The sequence below is a fragment of the Rhizobium sp. NLR16a genome, from assembly GCF_017948245.1.
Taxonomy (GTDB): Bacteria; Pseudomonadota; Alphaproteobacteria; order Rhizobiales; family Rhizobiaceae; genus Rhizobium.
In genome coordinates this window covers 2,836,336-2,853,361 of sequence record NZ_CP072865.1, presented here as the reverse complement: position 1 = coordinate 2,853,361, position 17,026 = coordinate 2,836,336, and the positions used below count along the sequence as shown (strand labels likewise).

At 62.2% G+C, this 17,026-nt stretch carries 16 protein-coding genes and 1 pseudogene; 7 read left to right on the top strand and 10 right to left on the bottom strand.

Translation table 11 applies throughout. The annotated features are described in order from the left end of the window. Nucleotides 1-482 precede the first annotated feature (482 nt). Both J7U39_RS13975 and J7U39_RS13970 read left to right on the top strand, forming a co-directional pair. Nucleotides 483-1,520, top strand: coding sequence for a LacI family DNA-binding transcriptional regulator (locus tag J7U39_RS13975; RefSeq protein ID WP_210628722.1), 1,038 nt, complete (start codon nt 483-485; stop codon nt 1,518-1,520). Nucleotides 1,521-1,623: 103 nt separating this feature from the next. Next, nucleotides 1,624-2,544: a LysR family transcriptional regulator gene (locus J7U39_RS13970; protein WP_210628721.1), complete on the top strand. Its 921-nt coding sequence runs from the start codon at nt 1,624-1,626 to the stop codon at nt 2,542-2,544. Nucleotides 2,545-2,604: 60 nt separating this feature from the next. Here the strand turns inward: J7U39_RS13970 and J7U39_RS13965 are convergent, their stop codons facing one another. Then, a complete protein-coding gene (locus J7U39_RS13965; protein WP_210628720.1) occupies nt 2,605-3,558 on the bottom strand; it encodes an NmrA/HSCARG family protein in 954 nt (317 codons plus the stop codon). A 207-nt stretch (nt 3,559-3,765) separates the two neighbouring features. Continuing rightward, on the bottom strand, nt 3,766-4,737 hold the full coding sequence (locus tag J7U39_RS13960) for a quinone oxidoreductase (protein WP_210628719.1): 972 nt from the start codon (nt 4,735-4,737) through the stop codon (nt 3,766-3,768). A gap of 71 nt (nt 4,738-4,808) precedes the next feature. Here J7U39_RS13960 and J7U39_RS13955 point away from each other — a divergent pair, with 71 nt between their 5' ends. After that, on the top strand, nt 4,809-5,675 hold the full coding sequence (locus tag J7U39_RS13955) for a LysR family transcriptional regulator (RefSeq protein ID WP_210628718.1): 867 nt from the start codon (nt 4,809-4,811) through the stop codon (nt 5,673-5,675). A 30-nt stretch (nt 5,676-5,705) separates the two neighbouring features. Here J7U39_RS13955 and J7U39_RS13950 read toward each other — a convergent pair whose 3' ends face one another. The 4 genes and pseudogenes from J7U39_RS13950 to J7U39_RS13935 all read right to left on the bottom strand — a co-directional run. Next, on the bottom strand, nt 5,706-8,003 hold the full coding sequence (locus J7U39_RS13950; protein WP_210628717.1) for a PBP1A family penicillin-binding protein: 2,298 nt from the start codon (nt 8,001-8,003) through the stop codon (nt 5,706-5,708). Between the two features lie 325 nt (nt 8,004-8,328). Next, complete coding sequence (locus J7U39_RS13945; RefSeq protein WP_210631673.1) at nt 8,329-8,769, bottom strand: hypothetical protein; 441 nt, start codon at nt 8,767-8,769, stop codon at nt 8,329-8,331. A gap of 291 nt (nt 8,770-9,060) precedes the next feature. Next, nucleotides 9,061-9,441, bottom strand: a complete 381-nt coding sequence (locus J7U39_RS13940) for a hypothetical protein (RefSeq protein WP_247241760.1) — start codon at nt 9,439-9,441, stop codon at nt 9,061-9,063. Nucleotides 9,442-9,456: 15 nt separating this feature from the next. After that, nucleotides 9,457-9,829 (bottom strand): annotated as a pseudogene (locus J7U39_RS13935) (sulfate adenylyltransferase subunit CysN); the annotation flags it as partial. Between the two features lie 135 nt (nt 9,830-9,964). Between J7U39_RS13935 and J7U39_RS13930 the strand changes: the two are divergent. Then, nucleotides 9,965-10,939 carry an HWE histidine kinase domain-containing protein gene (locus J7U39_RS13930; RefSeq protein WP_210628716.1) on the top strand — a complete coding sequence of 325 codons (975 nt, stop codon included), beginning with the start codon at nt 9,965-9,967 and terminating at the stop codon, nt 10,937-10,939. Nucleotides 10,940-10,945: 6 nt separating this feature from the next. Continuing rightward, nucleotides 10,946-11,326, top strand: a complete 381-nt coding sequence (locus J7U39_RS13925) for a response regulator (RefSeq protein ID WP_210628715.1) — start codon at nt 10,946-10,948, stop codon at nt 11,324-11,326. Between the two features lie 113 nt (nt 11,327-11,439). Here J7U39_RS13925 and cysN read toward each other — a convergent pair whose 3' ends face one another. From cysN to J7U39_RS13910, 3 genes are all read right to left on the bottom strand, one after another. Next, nucleotides 11,440-12,936 carry a sulfate adenylyltransferase subunit CysN gene (gene cysN, locus J7U39_RS13920; RefSeq protein WP_210628714.1) on the bottom strand — a complete coding sequence of 499 codons (1,497 nt, stop codon included), beginning with the start codon at nt 12,934-12,936 and terminating at the stop codon, nt 11,440-11,442. Nucleotide 12,937: 1 nt separating this feature from the next. After that, entirely contained in the window at nt 12,938-13,891 is a 954-nt protein-coding gene (cysD, locus tag J7U39_RS13915; protein WP_210628713.1) for a sulfate adenylyltransferase subunit CysD, read from the bottom strand. Nucleotides 13,892-14,022: 131 nt separating this feature from the next. After that, a complete protein-coding gene (locus tag J7U39_RS13910; protein WP_210628712.1) occupies nt 14,023-14,763 on the bottom strand; it encodes a phosphoadenylyl-sulfate reductase in 741 nt (246 codons plus the stop codon). A gap of 217 nt (nt 14,764-14,980) precedes the next feature. Between J7U39_RS13910 and J7U39_RS13905 the strand changes: the two genes are divergently transcribed. Both J7U39_RS13905 and J7U39_RS13900 read left to right on the top strand, forming a co-directional pair. Continuing rightward, nucleotides 14,981-15,121, top strand: a complete 141-nt coding sequence (locus J7U39_RS13905) for a hypothetical protein (protein ID WP_210628711.1) — start codon at nt 14,981-14,983, stop codon at nt 15,119-15,121. A gap of 61 nt (nt 15,122-15,182) precedes the next feature. Next, entirely contained in the window at nt 15,183-15,629 is a 447-nt protein-coding gene (locus tag J7U39_RS13900; RefSeq protein WP_210628710.1) for an Rrf2 family transcriptional regulator, read from the top strand. Here J7U39_RS13900 and J7U39_RS13895 read toward each other — a convergent pair whose 3' ends face one another. Beyond that, a complete protein-coding gene (locus J7U39_RS13895; RefSeq protein ID WP_210631671.1) occupies nt 15,630-16,973 on the bottom strand; it encodes a chloride channel protein in 1,344 nt (447 codons plus the stop codon). Nucleotides 16,974-17,026 lie beyond the last annotated feature (53 nt).

Here is a 17,026-nt window from a genome sequence, read left to right as displayed (position 1 = left end):
GCCAATTCCTCCGTTCGCCGGCGCCGATCGCCGGGGAGGCGACGATCGGGGAGGGGAAGAAGAATTCGCGCTCGGCATAAATATGAGCGCGGCAGATGGCTTTACAAATTAAATATTGATCATGTTTATGTTGCCGATTTGTTAGAAATTACATGCGTTTAATCTTCGCTGCCGAGGCTTGGCGTCAATCGCTGCTCCCGCCCGGATCACAAGGGTTTCTGACCTGCATCGCCTGGGCATTTGGCCAGGCAAAGGCCGCCTCCGCCGCAAGGATTAATGAGCTATTTCAGGGCGGTGCAGTGATCCGAGCGTCGCTTCAACGCCCATCGCAAAGCAAGCCATCTCGCGCTTTCCATCGAAATCGTATCTCAGGAACCGGCTGTAAACATAAAAGTTAGTAGACTCTAAATTATTTCTTGGTCAGGAAGTAATGACCGGGGAATCGGCCGCGGGCGAGTCTCGTCGGCGGCATCTGAGGGGCGATGAAGAATTCGGTTGAGCGGAGACGGAAAGCCGAGCGCGGGATGCAGGTGAAGCTGAGCGATGTGGCGAAGAAGGTGGGCGTCAGCCCGATCACCATTTCGCGCGCCTTGCGCAATCCGGAAATCGTCTCGGAGGATCTGCGCGAGGAGATTCTGCGCACGGTCGAGGAGATGGGCTATATTCCCAATCTTGCCGCCCGGGCGCTGGCCGGCCGCCACAACGGCACCATCGGCGTCATCACGCCCGCCCTGCATCAGTACGGTTTCGCCGGCCTGATGATCGGTATCGAGGATCGCTTCCGCGGCACGGAGTTCACCGTGCAATATTCCAGCACGCTGCACCATGGCGAGGGCGAAGCCGGGCTGCTGAAATCCATCCTGACGCAGAAGCCGGCCGGCGTCATCATCGCCGGCGCCGAATCCTATCGCGATCTTCTGCCGCTGATGGCGAGCGCCGCCTGTCCCATCGCCCATATCACCGATCTCAGCCAGGAGCCGCAAAGGCTGGTCGTCGGCCTTGATCACCATGCGGCCGGCGCCGAGCCCACCCGCTTTCTGCTGTCGAGGGGCTATAGTCGGATCGCCTTCATCGGCCGCGGCGCCGATGTCCGCTCGCGCCGGCGCATCGAGGGTTATGAGGCGGTGATGCGGGAAGCCGGCCGGTTCGACGACGATCTCATCATCGGCGGGGATGCGCCGAGCCGCATCGGCCTTGGCAGAGAGCTGTTTTCCCGCCTGCTCGAGCGCGCGCCCGATGTCGATGCCGCCTTTGCCCAGAGCGACGAACTGGCCTTCGGCGTGCTGATCGAATGCAAGGCGCGCGGCATCCGCGTGCCGGAGGATGTCGGCATCTGCGGCTTCAACGATCTGGAATTTTCGCCCTTCATCGAGCCGTCGCTGACGACGGTGCATATCCCGCGCTACGACATCGGCAACCGCGTCGCCGACATGCTGCTGCGCGTCATCCACGACGAGCCGCCCGACGAAGACAGGGTCAATTGCGGCTTTTCGATCGTGCCGCGCGGTTCGACGCGATAATCTGGCACGTGCCGCCATAATGGAAGTGGAGTTGGACCTTGATGCCTGGGCACAGCAAGGATTATTCCGTATATGGAGCGGATGGCGATCACTGTGCTGAAAAATGGATAAGACGGAATTGTCCTTCGACAGGATGCGCACCTTTGTTCGGGTCGCCGAGCGCGGTAACCTGTCAATGGTCGCAAGGGAGCTCGGCGTCGGCCAATCCACCGTGACGCGGCACCTCAATGAACTCGAGGAGGCTGTCGGCGTGCCGCTTCTCAGCCGCACCACCCGTCGCGTCACCCTGACGGAGGAGGGCAGTCGCTATTATACCAACTGCCTGCAGATCTTGCGCCTGGTCGAACAGGCTGCCGAGGAAGCCAGAGATGCCCGTCAGGCTCCGGCGGGCGCTGTTCGGCTTTCCTGTACGGCAGCGCTCGGTGTGATGCATGTCACGCGAATGATCTTCGATTTCCAGGACAGGCATCCGGACATCCGCATCGACCTCAACTTGACGGACGAGCGCATCGACCTGGTTCGTGAAGGCGTTGACGTGGCGCTTCGCCTTGGACCTCTCGCCGACAGCTCAATGAAACTCCATGCGGTCGGGGAGAGCCAGCGGCTGCTGGTCGGCGCTCCGGCCTATTTGTCCGCCCGGGGACGGCCGGAGCGCCCGGCCGATCTGTCACGCTACGAAACCATCGTGATGTCGAACGTGGCAGGCAGCAATCAACTCCTTCTTTCCTCTCCCGATGGCGCCAGCCTGATCATCCCGGTCGGCGGTCGGTTGCGTGTCGATCATGGGCTTGCGGCGCGCGAGGCTCTTGCTGCCGGACGCGGCATCGGTCCGACACATCTCTGGCTGATTCAAGATCTTCTGGACGACGGCCGGCTCGAGGTGGTGCTTGGAGACTACAGGCCTTTGCCGGTTCCGGTGAGCTTGCTGATTGTTCCGGAGCGTGCAGCCATTGCCCGCGTTCGGCTCCTCGTCGACTTTCTTGCCGCGGAGATTGCCAAGCTGCCGGGAATCCGGCCGTCGTAAGTCTTTGCTTCAAACATGCCGTTGCCACGGAACCGCCGCCCCGCTTTTGCGAAACAGGCTTCAACCTCCGAAAGACCGCTTGTCGCCGCGCCATCCCGTCTTGCGCAGAAACTGCTCCCAGTTGAGCGTCTCGGGATTGAGCCGGCGGCTCCATTCGAGATCGTGTTCCTTGCCGAAATAGCCATATTCGACCGCATATTCGACCATCCCGAGAATCTCTCGAACGAGAAATTCGTTGGCGGCGAGTTCCGGAAAATAGCGGAGCAGGCCATCCCTGGTGAAAGCATCTCGATACTCGGCCTTGAGGCCGGTGACGCGCTGGAAGGTTTCGACCATCTCCCGCGGGGAGATGACATCGCCGACGATCGGCAGCGTTTTGCCGTTGTAGCGCTCGGGGTGCGAGAAGATCTCGAGGACAACGGGCCCGGTCGCCGTCAGCGGATCGACGAAGGGCGCGCTGAAATCTTCCGGAAGATAAATCGGCAAGAGCAGGGTGTCGCCTTCCATGCGCGGCGCATAATACTCGATGAGGTTTGTGTAGAAGAATGCCAGCATGACGAAGGAATGAGAGATCGGCAGGCCGCGTATGTAATCTGCAACGCGCGCCTTGTCGGTAAAATGCGGCGCATATTTCGTTCCACCGGTGATCTTGTCGACATTCTCCAGCGTGCTGAAAACAATGTGCCCGACGCCGGCCTCCACGGCCGCATCCGCCAGTTGCCGGCCGAGGGGAGCTTCGGTCGTCTCCGGCGGGGCGATCGGCGGCGTCATCAGAAACGCCCCATCCGCGCCCCTGAATGCCGCGACGAACTCCTTCTGAAGACCGAGTTCGAGGGGCACGGCGGCGATTTCAGCGCCGAGTTTCTCAAGACGCAAGGCTTCGGGCGAATCCTTTCTTCGGGTGAGCGCACGGACACGGAAACGTCGGCTTTCAAGAAGCGTGGCAACGACGCTGCGTCCCTGTTTGCTCGTTGCACCCGTGACTGCGATCAGTGGCTTGTTGTCTGTAGACATGTCTTCATCCTTTCCCGTCACTCGACGCGGCCGGACAGGCCGGCGTCTTTGCGAGGCAGGGGGGCGCGTGCCCCGTTGCCGATTGCCCACCTCGATGGCGGCACTCTACCGAAGCATGTTTTGTCGCTGTAGACGGGCGGAATGAATAAGATAATGCCATTTTTCGGATAGATCGCGGGCGCATGCCGGCGTTCTTTCCCGAATGAATCAAGGGATCAGCAGGATACTGCCCGCCGCGCGCCCGGATTCCATCTCTTCGTGCGCCGTCGCAACGTCGGCCAAACGGTATTCGGCACCGATCTGCGAAATGATGCCTGTTTCCATCGCCCCGATGGCAGCCAGAGCAGCCTCGCGATACTGTCCGACGTCAGCGCACCAGGCCATGATGCTCGGATGGCAGAGGGCCTTGCCCGGGCGAAGTTCCTCGACAGGCACCGGTGGAATGGCGCCGGCGGCCTGACCGATGGTGACAGCCATGCCGAATGGGCGGACGGAACGTATGCTCTTGAGAAGCGTCTCGCCGCCGATCCCGTCATAGGCGACGTCGACGCCGAGCCCGTTCGTCAGCCGCTTCACTTCAGCGACGATATCGGCGCCGCGTCCGACGATCAGATGATCGGCTCCACAGGATACGGCGAGGGCTGCTTTTTCGGAGGAGCCGACCGTGCCGATCACGGTGGCTTCGAGCGATTTGGCCCAGCGAACGAGGATGCTGCCGAGCCCGCCCGCGGCCGCATGGATCAGAACGTGGTTTCCGGCACGCACATTATAGATCTTCTGCAACAACATGTAGGCGGTCATGCCTTTGAGGAGCGAACTCGCCGCCGTTTTTGTCGAAACGGTATTCGGCAGCTTGATCGCCCTTTCAGCGGCAATGTTGCGCGCGGAACGATAGGCGCCGACCGGAGGCCCGGCATAGGCGACGCGATCACCTCTCTCGAACATTGAGACGCCCGGACCGACGGTCTCGACGATTCCAGCCGCTTCGGCGCCGATCACCGCGGGGTAGGACGGCAGCGGATAGATGCCTTTCCGGTGATAAATGTCGAGAAAGTTTGTTCCGATCGCCTCATGACGGATTCTGATCTCGCCATCGCCGGGACCGTCACACTGGTGCTGCTCGACATGGAACTGGGTGATCTCACCGGGGGTGTTCAGCCAAATGATCTGGTCAGTCATCGCTCGTGCTCTCCTTGTTTCGGACAAATTAAGCGATGGCGAAATGGGTGAAAATTCCCTATTGCTGCACAATGATTGGGAGAGATTTCACAAAACTCGATTGGGATGACCTTCGGCATTTCCTGGCGCTCGCGCAGTCGGGGACCTTGCTTGGCGCCGCAAGACAACTCGGCGTCGAACATGCCACTATCAGTCGGCGCGTTTCGTCGCTTGAAGCCAGTCTCGCACGCAAACTCGTGGACCGCCGCGGACGCCGCATCATCCTGACTTCGGACGGAGAGCAGGTCGCCAGGCACGCGGCTCTCGTCGCCGTCCAGACAGCGGCCATCGAGCAGCTTGGTCGCAGCAGCGCCACGGAATTGCGCGGCCATGTCAGGATCAGCGCACCTCCAGCGCTCTCAAGCATGCGGCTTGCAAAACCGATCGCAGCCGTCAGGCGAGACCATCCCGGCGTTGAGATCACGCTCGTCGGAGAAAAGCGGCTCGCCTCGCTCAACCGGCGGGAGGCGGATGTCGCCGTGCGAATGTCCCGTCCGGAGGACGGAGATTACGCGATCGCCAAGCTCGGCGAGACGAGCTTCCATCTCTACGCATCGAAGGCCTATCTCGAAACGGTTCCACCGTCGGACTGGACTTTCATCGGTTACGACGAAACCATGAATGCCTCACCGCAGCAGTTGCGGCTGCTCGAACTGGCCGCCGGCCGGCCGATCGCTGTGAGGTCGTCCGTTCTGGAGTTTCAGGCCGCAGCTGCAAGCCTTGGTGCAGGTGTCGTCATGCTCCCCGATTTCGCCGTCGCGGAGTCGAGCGGTCTTCAGCGCATCGTGACCGAACGGCCGTTGACGAGAGAGGTCTGGCTGGTGGTCCATGCTGATATCAAGGACGTTCCCTCCGTCCGCGTCGTCGTCGATGCGCTGAAAAACGCTCTGGGCAGGTAGTCCCCGCGGTTGAATCTCTGCCGAAACACATCACTTTTCGCAGAGCCGTCGGCCGCCGGAATAGGGCTGATAGGTACAATCGGACGGGCGAAAGGAGCGGTAGCTGCGCGAGCAGGCCGTGATGTTACAAGACTGCGGTGCGCCCTGACCATCGACGACTGCTTCGGTCGATCGCACGCCGTTCAGGCTCGGTTCGGTCGTCGCCTCGCGGATGAAGTCCCGCCAGATATGGGCCGGCAGGGCGCCGCCCGTCACCCCCTTCATCGGCGCATCATCATCATTGCCAACCCAGACGCCGACGACGAGGGCGTCCGTGAAGCCGACGAACCAGGCATCACGATTGTTCTGGCTGGTGCCGGTCTTGCCGGCCGCAAACGTGCCGGGGTCTGCTCCACGTCCGGTGCCGCGCTCGACCACCAACTGCAGCAGTCCGAGGAGATCGGACTGGTAAGGCGAAAGATCGACGCCCGGCTTGGATTGTGCGCCAACGCGAAAGGCCTTGGGCTGCCCTGCGGCTTGGAAGTCGGTGATACCCCAGGGCTTGACGGGGGCCTTGCCGAGTTGGACGGACGCATAGGCGCTGGTGAGATTGAGCAGATTGACTTCGGAGGTACCGAGCGCCAAGGACGGCGTGTCGGCCAGTGGCGCATCAATGCCGAGTTCGCGCGCCGCGGCAATCACATTGTCCAGACCGACCTCTTGGGCAAGCGCCACCGACGCGGCATTGAGCGATCGCGCGAACGCCTCGGCGAGCGTCACCCACCCACTATAATTGCCGCCGGAATTTTCCGGCGACCAGCCGTCGATTTCGATTGGCGCGTCCAGAATCTGGTCAGACAAGGTGAGCCCAGCCTTCAATGCTGCGTAGTAGACGAATAGCTTGAAGGTGGAGCCCGGCTGGCGCATCGCAGTGACGGCGCGATTGAACTGGCTCGCCTTGTAGTCACGCCCGCCAACCATGGCGACGACCGCGCCGTCCGGCGTCATCGCAACCAACGCGGCCTGCGATGCTCCCACGGTTTTTCCTTCGCCGTCCAAGGACCTCTTCACGATCCTTTCGGCGATCTGTTGCAACTGCGGCACCAGCGTGGTGCGCACTGTCGTCGACCCTGGCGAGGAGCCGGCGATTTCGCTCGCCTGCGGCGAAATCCAGTCGGCAAACCAGCTTCCCGAGCGCGGCGTCGGCGTCGTTGGGTGCAGCCTGGCAAAGCTCCCCTTGGCCTCCGCCGCCTCCTGCGCGGTGATCTTGCCATTGGCCGTCATCGCGTCGAGAACGACCATGGTGCGCTGCCGGGCGCCTTCGAAATTGTCGATCGGGTTCCATTGGCTGGGCGCCCGCAGCAACCCCGCCAGCATCGCCGACTCCGGCAGGTCAAGGTCGCTGATATCCTTGTTGAAATAGATCCGCGCGGCGGCTGGCATGCCGGTGGCGCCGGCGCCAAGATAGACGCTGTTGAGATAGCGCGTCAGGATTTCCCGCTTGCCGAGCTTCCACTCCAGCCAGAATGCGATGACGACTTCCTGTATCTTTCGTTTTATCGTTCGATCGCTGTCGAGATATTGGAGCTTGATGAGTTGCTGGGTGATCGTGCTGCCACCCTCCACCACCGAGCCAGCCTCCAGGTTGCGCAGAAACGCCCTGCCGATGCCCCTGGGATCGACGCCGAAATGATCCATGAACCGGCGGTCCTCGATCGACAGGACGGCATCGATCAGACGGGGTGGAAACTGGTCGTATCGGGCATATGGTCCTTGATAAGGCCCCTGTCTCACCAATGGCGCGCCGTCGGCGGTTTCCAGCACCACGACCGGCTTCAAGGTTCCATCCCGGATTTCGCTCCAGGGCACGTCTTTCAGTGCCCACACCAGCACACTGGTTACGAGGAGGCAGACAAGCAACGCCGACCCCATAGCGAATTTCCACCAGCCCGCCAGAAGCGGCCGGCGATGGCTGTTTTCAACCGGATTGGCACGTCGATTGCGAATTCGGCGCCGGGCTTTGGCTAGAGCAGCGGTCATCCACATGATTGGCGCTGATGCGGCTACCAGGCCCATCGACCTCCTCAGCTTCCGCCTCAAAACCGAAGCGGCCGTCCTGCTCTTCGCCAACGCAGAACTTGCCTGCAAATCGTGACGCAGCGCACGGAATAGATTGCTCGCGGCCCGTCTGGTTTGGCCGAAGGATCCACGGGGCGGTTGCTGAGCGTCGACTTCAGTGCTCACCGGTGAATCCGAGGCAGCCGCTTGCGCCGCCGGATCTGCTGTCTGATTGCGACCCGAGCTCGTGCTGCTAACGCTTTCACCTGAGGAATCGGGAGAATTGGGCATCGGTTACCGCTAGAAGGCTAATGCAGCATGTTCTTTATAGCGGGGTGATGGTGCGTGTTCCACCGCAAAAGGGCCAACACTTCCAGACCCCGCTGAGCGCCACCCGGGCGGTGGGCGTCGATTCCGTGGAGCAGGTGCTTCTCTGGAGCGGTTCAGCTTTTCACGGGAGCGCAGAACCGCTCTAACCTTATGGATTCACGCAATTTCCGGCAAAAGCGCTTCTCGCTTTGCCTGGAATTGTTCTGGCCGCGTCAGGCCGACGCAGTCTTGTGCCTGGCCGACAATGGAAGGCCGCTTCCAGCGAAGACGAACGGAGCGGTGGCCCTTACTTTACCGTGATGGCGATACCGCTGAGATCGGCGTTGACTTGCAGGCCAACCTGCTTGCCCGAGAGTTCGAGTTGGGCGCCCTTGTCATTGGTCATGACGATCACCTGGGCCCCTTTGCCGACCGCGCCGCCGCCACCCGCCGCACCGTAGACCCCCGTCACATCTTGAGCGCGGCGGATATGGCGAACGGTACCATGAAAATTGGTCTTAGAAGCCCCGAAGGCGAGGCCGCCCGAGATGCCGCCGACAGAGATGGGATAGCGGCGACCATGGAAGGTCAGTGTGCCTTCGCCTCCGGAACCACCCACAAAGAAGGCAGCCTTGTAGACTGAGAAACTGATCGTACCGCTGTCGGCATGCGCGGAGCCGGCAAAGATGATTCCTGCTGCAGCGATAACCGCAACCGCGACTGAACGAATTCTGGATGAAAACTTCATGATGCAAGTCTCCTCAAAATCGAGGCTTACCCAGCCAGGAGGGCGTGTCAGCGTCATGCCAAAGTCACAGCTGAAACAGTCTCGCCTGTCATTGGTTCCCAAGCACGCGGCCAGAATCCGACTGGGAGAAAGCTGCCATAAAACGAAGCCGATGGCAAACCTGGTCTCGGTGGGAGTGGGAGCGGACCGTCATGCACAATGAGGGCGCAGGACAGTCGCTGCGCCTTCAAAATCGATCTACCGAACGGACTGAGTCCAATCGCAATTCGCGCTGAGTGACCGTTTGTCTCCTCAGCGGGGCTTCACGTTGGCGTGCTCGTTGGCGGCCTCCGTGTCAGTGGCCGGCGTCTGGGTGTCGTGTCCGGTGAACGGACTTCCCTGGCCGGGCGCCAATGTACCACTGTGACTGGCTCTGTTGGTCGTAAATGCGTGCGTCGTGGAAGCTGCCGTGCTGCCGGACTTCAATCCATGCTGTTCCGCCTGGAAAAGGTGGTCGTCCGCCTGGGCAACGCCGCAGGTGGAAATCAGCAAGAACGCCGCGGTAATCAAGGGATGGATATTCATCGCAAGAACTCCTTCGTTTTCTGCCCTGGACGACAACACCCTGGCCACCGCCGATATTCGCGGATTTTTCATCACATCCTCGTGAGCCACCGCCTGAAGAGCAATCACATCGCTTCCAAGGGCACCCGTCACCATGCCGCCGGCGACCGTGTTTTCTGCTCGTAAGGATCGAAGATCGCCGCTTCGCAGAAGGCAAGGCGCACCTTGCCGATCGCATTCATGCAGAGCCGCCGGGCGGGGTTCCAGGTGCCGGTCTTCGGTTCGAGCTGGCTCAACGGATGCAGCTGAACGCGCGGTGCGAACCGCTCTTCAGCCGTCGATCGAGACGATCATGTCGCCGCGCGCCCATGTCGACCTGGCTGTCGAGCACCAGTGTGATCGCGTCGCTGGCAACCGCGGCGTTGCGCACCAGATCGAAGGTGACGATCTTGGAGACGTTGGCGACCATGCCCGACCGCCGGATCATGACGCTGTCGCCGGGCTTGACCGAGCCGCCGCCTGTCGGACATTGCCAGCCATGCAGAAAAGATTACTTTAGATGCAGGGGCTTTACCTGTTGACCGGAAGATCCCGGCTGTGGGGCTTCCATAGTGTCGAATCGTTAGCGTGCTGCAAGGAGGGGCCGGCACCTATGTTGCTGGAAGATTTGTATCGCCTGATGAAGACCGGGCATGTTCAGGCCCAGGGCATTGTCGACACGATGACCCAACCCGTTGTCGTGCTGGATCAGAATTTCTGTGTGACGACCGCAAACAATGCGTTCATCAAGGCTTTCGAAGTCGCGCGGGACGACATCCTCTCCCAGAACTTCTTCGGGCTTGGCAACGGGCAGTGGGATATTCCGGAACTTCGGCGGCTCATATCCTCGGTCATCCCACGGGCGGCCGCCGTCATCGGCTATGAAGTGAAGCATGATTTCCCGACAATCGGCCAACGTACCTTTCTTGTCGACGCCCGTCGCCTCGTTCACCCCGATGATAACAGTCCCAACATTCTGGTGATCTTCGATGACGTGACGGAGCGCCAGCGCCACGATGCCGAGATGGACTTCATCGTCGCCGAGATGCGGCACCGGCTGAAGAACCTCTCGGCCATCGTTCAGTCGATCGTGAACAACACCAGGACCGAAGATCCGGCTGTGGCAAGCTTCAAGGAAGCGCTGCTTGGGAGGCTGAATACCACCTTTCAAGCTCAGGAAATTGCCGCTGGCGGGGCGGTAGATTTCGAAGCATTGTTGAGAGGCGCGGTCGGCACGATGGTCTCGGAACGGCTCGAATGCTCTGGACCTTCCGTGGAAATTCGAGGTTCAAATATTCTTGCGGTCAGCATGATCTTGCACGAACTCGGCACCAACGCGTTGAAACACGGAGCTGTCTCGGTGCCCGGCGGAAAGATACGGGTGACGTGGGAATTGGAAGTCGGGCCGCGGGATCGGACGCTGCTCGTATGCCGGTGGCGCGAGGAAGCCGGGCCGCCTATTCATGAGCCTGTACGCAAGGGCTATGGGACCGAACTGATCGAAGGCCTCGCCGCCCATATGGGTGGAAGCGTGGAACTCAACTATCCTCCCAGTGGTTTTACTGCGACAATCAAAATCCCGATGTGAGGTCATGTGAGCGAAATTGTCGACACGAGGGCAGGCGCGACCAAGGTCCTCGTCGTCGAGGACGAGTTCTTCATCGCCGATGAACTCCGACGCAAACTGACCGCTGCCGGGCTGCGGGTGCTTGGCCCGGTATCATCGAACGAGCACGCTCTCGATCTTTTGGAGCAGGAGCGACCGGACGTCGCCGTGCTTGACGTTCATCTCGGCGGGGCAAGAGCGACCCCGGTAGCCGCGAAGCTACGGCAGTTGAATATTCCGTTCGTCCTCGCGATAGCAAGTCCTGCCCATGAACTTGCATCCGATCCGGTCCTCGCGGACGCGGTCATCCTGGAAAAGCCAACTGATTTCGGTCTTCTCATCGAAACCGTCCGCAGGGTGGTCAAGTGACGGTTCACAGGACCGCCCGCTCTCGGCGTCGTCTGCGTCGGGAATCCGCCACCCCGCAATGGACGGATCCGGGCTTGGATAAGAGGCCGGTCTGGTCGGCCCCTTGATCCCGATCAGATATCGCTGGCGGCGCTCGACCACAGCTCGGCCGCCTCGGCCGCCGTCATCCGGCGCACCTCTGCCTCGTGGCTGCGGCTGGCGAAGAGTTCGCTGGCCATGATCTGCTCGGCAAGATCGGCCGGCAGCGAGAGGATGACGCGGGCATCGCCATTGTGCAGGCCGCCGAGTTCGGTGCGCTTGCCCGTCACCATGCCGCCGGCGACCGTGTTGTTGGTCTCCGGATCGATCAGGATGAAGGAGCCGGACTGCCGGTTCTGTTCGTAAGGGTCGAAGATCGCCGCCTCGTCGAAGGCGAGGCGCACCTTGCCGATCGCGTTCATGTAGAGCCGCTGGGCGGGGTTCCAGGTGCCGGTCTTCAGTTCGAGCTGGCTCAAGGGCTGCACCTGGACGCGCTGGCGGCGCGAACCGCTCTTCAGCCAGTAGCGCTTGCCGGGCTCGATGCCCTCGGGCTGCAGGGCGACGATCTGCGCATCGAAGGCAAGGCCGACCTGCGGCTGGGCGTCGATCGAGACGATCATGTCGCCGCGCGCGACGTCGACCTGGCGGTCAAGCACCAGCGTGATCGCGTCGCCGGCAACGGCGGCGTTGCGCACGAGATCGAAGGTGACGATCTTGGAGACGTTGGCGACCATGCCCGACGGCAGGATCATGACGCTGTCGCCCGGTTTGACCGAGCCGCCGCCAACCGTGCCCTGATAGCCGCGGAAGCTTTCGCCCGGACGCGACACACGCTGCACCGACAGGCGGAAGCCGACGGTCTGCGACGAGCGCACGGTGGCAAGCTCCAGCGTCTCCACCAGCGTCGGGCCAGTGTACCAGGGCATGGCGCCCTGGCCGGAATAGACGACATTTTCGCCCTTCAGCGCCGACATCGGAATGGCGGTGATCTGCTTGACGCCGAGCGACAGGGCGAATTCGCGGAATTCGTGGCTGATCTTCTCGAAGCCGGCGCGGTCATAGCCCGTCAGGTCGATCTTGTTGACGGCAAGCACGAACTGCCTGATGCCGAGCAGCGAGGCGATCGTCGCATGGCGGCGCGTCTGTTCGAGGATGCCGAGACGGGCGTCGACGAGCAGGATGGCGAGATCGGCGGTCGAGGCGCCGGTCGCCATGTTGCGGGTATATTGCTCGTGACCGGGCGTGTCAGCGACGATGAAGGAGCGCTTGTCGGTCGAGAAATAGCGATAGGCGACATCGATGGTGATGCCCTGCTCGCGTTCGGCCTGCAGGCCGTCGAGCAAGAGCGCGAAGTCGGGCAGGCCGAGGTCGTTCTGCTTGCCGGTGGAATCGCGCTGCAGCGTGGCGGCCTGGTCTTCCTTGACGGCCTTGGTGTCCCACAGCAGGCGGCCGATCAGGGTCGACTTGCCGTCATCGACACTGCCGCAGGTAATCAGGCGCAGCGGGCGCGAGTCGCGTTGAGCCTTCTGCGGCTCGGCGGCGGGCAGGCTGGCGACGGTTGCGGCCGAGACGGCGGTTTGGACTGCGGTCATCTCAGAAATATCCTTCACGCTTCTTCTTTTCCATGGAGCCGGACTGGTCGCGGTCGATGGCGCGGCCCTGGCGTTCGGACACCGTTGCGATTTCGAGTTCGGCAATCACCTCTTCCAGCGTGGTCGCCTCAGAGCGGATGGCGCCGGTCAGCGGGAAGTCGCCGAGCGTGCGGAAGCGGATCATGCCCTCCTGGCGCACTTCGCCGGGCAGCAGTTCCAGGCGCGGATCCTCGGCCAGGATCATCATGCCGTCGCGCTCCACGAACTTGCGTTTGCGGGCGTAGTAGAGCGGCACGAGCGGAATGTCCTCGGCCTGGATGTAGCGCCAGATATCGACCTCGGTCCAGTTCGACAGCGGGAAGGCGCGCACGCTCTCGCCCTTGCGGATCATGCCGTTATAGATGTTCCAGAGCTCCGGCCGCTGGTTGCGCGGATCCCAGCGGTGATCCGGCGTGCGGAAGGAATAGATGCGTTCCTTGGCGCGGCTTGCCTCCTCGTCGCGCCGGGCGCCGCCGAAAGCGGCGTCGAACTGGCCGGCATCGAGCGCCTGGCGCAGGCTTTCGGTCTTCATGATGTCGGTGAAGGCCGCCGAGCCATGGGTGAAGGGCGTGATGTTTTCGGCCGCGCCGCGTGGGTTGATGTGCTCGATGAGATCGAGATCGTACTTCTTCGCCGTCTCGTCTCGGAAGGCGATCATCTCGCGGAACTTCCAGCCGGTGTTCACATGCAGGAGCGGGAAGGGCACGCGGCCGGGATAGAAGGCCTTGCGCGCCAGGTGCAGCAGCACCGAGGAATCCTTGCCGATCGAATAGAGCATCACGGGACGCTCGAATTCGGCCGCGACCTCACGAAAGATGTGGATGGATTCGTTTTCCAGCGCCTTCAGATGCGGGTCGAGCGGCGCCTTGGCGCTCTGCGGATTGCTGAGTTCCGTATCCGGACGGCTATCGGGCATGTCTTACTCCAGACTGTCGGTCCTTGCGGCTGCCCGCAAGCTTTTGTCGATTGTGGCTCTCCCCGGGGAAGCTCGCTTCCCCCAAGGCTGCGGCGACCGCCGCGCCCTGATCCGGTAAGCTGGGAAGGTGATTATTGTGCGACGATCGCTGAGGCCTCTTCGGCGACATGCAGGCCGCATTCGCGTGTCTCGTCCTGCTCCCACCACCAGCGGCCGGCGCGTTCCGGCTCGCCGGGCTTGATCGCCCTTGTGCAGGGCTCGCAGCCGATCGAGGGGTAGCCGCGGGCATGCAGCGGATTGACCGGCACGCCGTTTTCGGAAACGAAGGCCTTGATCGCCTCGATGTCCCAGTCGGCGAGCGGATTGACCTTCAGCAGGTGCCGTTCGGCGTCATATTCGGCAAAGGGCGTTTCGGCGCGGTTGGCCGACTGGCCGCGCCGCAGGCCGGTGATCCAGATCGTCGCCCCTTCGAGCGCACGCGCAAGCGGCTTCAGCTTGCGCACGCCGCAACAGGCATGCCTGGCTTCGACGCTCTCGTAGAAACCATTGAGGCCGTATTGCGCGGCATAGGCGTCGATATCGGCCTTCTCGGGCGAAAAGCGCTGGATATGGATGTCGTACTGGGCCTCCGTTTCGTCGATCAGCGCCAGCGTCTCGGCAAACAGGCGGCCGGTTTCCAGCGTCGCGATGTCGATCGGCAGGCGGTGCGTGCCGATTTCGGCGGTGATCACCTGGTCTTCGATGCCGAGCGAGGTGGTGAACACCACGCGGCCGCCAAGGCCTGCCACCAGCGACAGACGTCCGGCGAGGTCGAGGCCTGCCAGCTTGTCGTTCAGCGCCTCGGCTTCTGCATTCGGATTGATAACAGTCATGAGAATCCTGTCCTTAGTTGACCGGAGTATCGCAGTTCAAGCCTGGATCGGACAGAAAAAGGGATTTCGAAAGCTGCGGCCACAGGAGCAAATATCTCTCCGAAGCTGCCGCAATGCAGAAAAGCAGCCGCCCGCGGGGAAAAACCCGCGCCGACAGCCTCAATGTCTATAAAATTAGTAGGCTTACACGCAGCCTGTCAATCGGAAATCTGAAGTGATGCTGAAAATGGTGCGGAAGGCGCTGATTTGGCGTAGTTTGCAAGGGCTTGGCCAGCGTGAAGAACAAGGCCAAAAATACTTGTCCCTCAAGGCTTTCAGCCGGCGCGTTCAAATTCCGTTCATGCTGGTTGTGCCATAGAGGCGAATATACGTGTGAAGCGGCGCGAAAATGCGCGCCGCCTGTGTGTCGACGGTCTGAGATGATTACGCAAAAGGCGAAATATGCGCTGCGGGCGCTGACGGTTCTGGCGGATGCCGATGCCGACGAACCGGTGATGATTTCCGACATCGCGGCGCAGCAGAAGATCCCGAAGAAATTCCTCGAACAGATCCTGCTCGATCTCAAACATCACGGCATCGTCGTCAGCCGCCGCGGCAAGCAGGGCGGTTATCTCCTGCTCAAGCCCGCCCACACCATCACCTTCGGCGAAATCCTGCGCATCATCGATGGCCCGATCGCACCCTTGCCGTGCCTGTCGATCACCGCCTACCGCAAATGTGACGATTGCGACGGCGAACAGACGTGCGAAATCCGCCATGTCTTCGCCAAGGTCGCCGACGCCACCCGCAAGGTGCTGTTCTCGACGACCATCGCCGATGCCGTCGGCCCGGGGCATGGCGCCGAAGTCACCCGCCTGCTCGCCTGATCAGCTCTCAGCCGTTTCCCTGGCGCGCCGGGCCCGGATCGCCGCAGCGATGAAGACGCGCGACAGGCCGTGATAGAGCGGCTCGCGCGACAGGATCCGCGAGGTGATGTAGCCGATCATCGATACCGCCATAATCGGAATGATGGCCTGATGGTCGCCGGTCATTTCGAGGATGATGACAAAGGCGGTCATCGGCGCCTGCACCACGCCGGAGAAATATCCCGCCATCCCGAGAATGGCCGCAAGCGCGATGCTGCTGCCCATAATCTGGCCGATGGTGCTGCCGAAGCCGGCGCCGACGGAGAGCGACGGCGCGAAGATGCCGCCCGGAATGCCCGACATCATCGACAGAAAGCCGGCAAGAAGTTTTTCCAGGAAGAACAGCAGGGGCAGGGGATTGCCCTCGACGGCGCCTTTCGCCTGGTCGTAGCCCGTTCCGAAGGTCATGCCGCCCGAGAGGATGCCGATCGCCGCGACGGCAAGGCCGCAGGCTGCTGCCAGCGTTACCATCCGCCGCAGCGGCTGCGGATGCGCCCACCTGCGAACGTGCTGACCGAGATGGAGCGCAAGCCCGCTGAAAGCCGCACCCAGTGCGCCGCCGCCGATGCCGCAGACCAGCACCAGTTCCCAGTCGCGCACCGAGGCGGGCGCGACCGCGGTGGAGCCGAAATAATTGTAGCTGCCGGCAAGTCCGAGCGCTGCAAGGCCCGAAAGGATGACGGCCGTCAGCACCAGGCCGTTCGCACGGGACTCATAGGTCCGGCTCATTTCCTCGATGGCGAAGACGATGCCGGCGAGCGGTGTGTTGAAGGCCGCGGCGATGCCGGCCGCAGAGCCGGCGAGGATCAGGCCGCGCGCCTGCGCCATGCCGCCGAAGCGGGCGACGGCCAGCATGATCGATGCGCCAACCTGCACGGTCGGTCCCTCGCGGCCGATCGACGCGCCGCTCGCGAGCCCCAGCACGGTCAGCAGGATCTTGCCGAAGACGAGCCGCAGCGACAGCAGCCGCGCGCGGTCCTCCGGATCACGCAAATGCCGCGCGGCAATCGCCTGCGGAATGCCGCTGCCCTGCGCGTTCGGGAAGAATGTAGCGGCGAGATAGGCCGACAGCATGAAGCCGAGCGGGGTGATGAGAAGCGGCAGCAGAAAGCTCCATTGCCCCGAGGCGATCACGCCTGCAAAGCCGCGCTGCGCCAGATCGGCCAGCCTGGCGAAGCCGACGCTGATGATGCCGATCGCAAAGGCGCCGAACCAGAAGATCAGCCGCGGACGCCAGAGGGAGAAGGAGCCCCACAGGACACGCGATCTGCGAAGAAGTCTGGACTTGCGATGGAACACGGGCAGCCGAGGAACATTGGAGATGAGCTCTTCCTAAACCGGTTTGCAGGGAAGGGGCC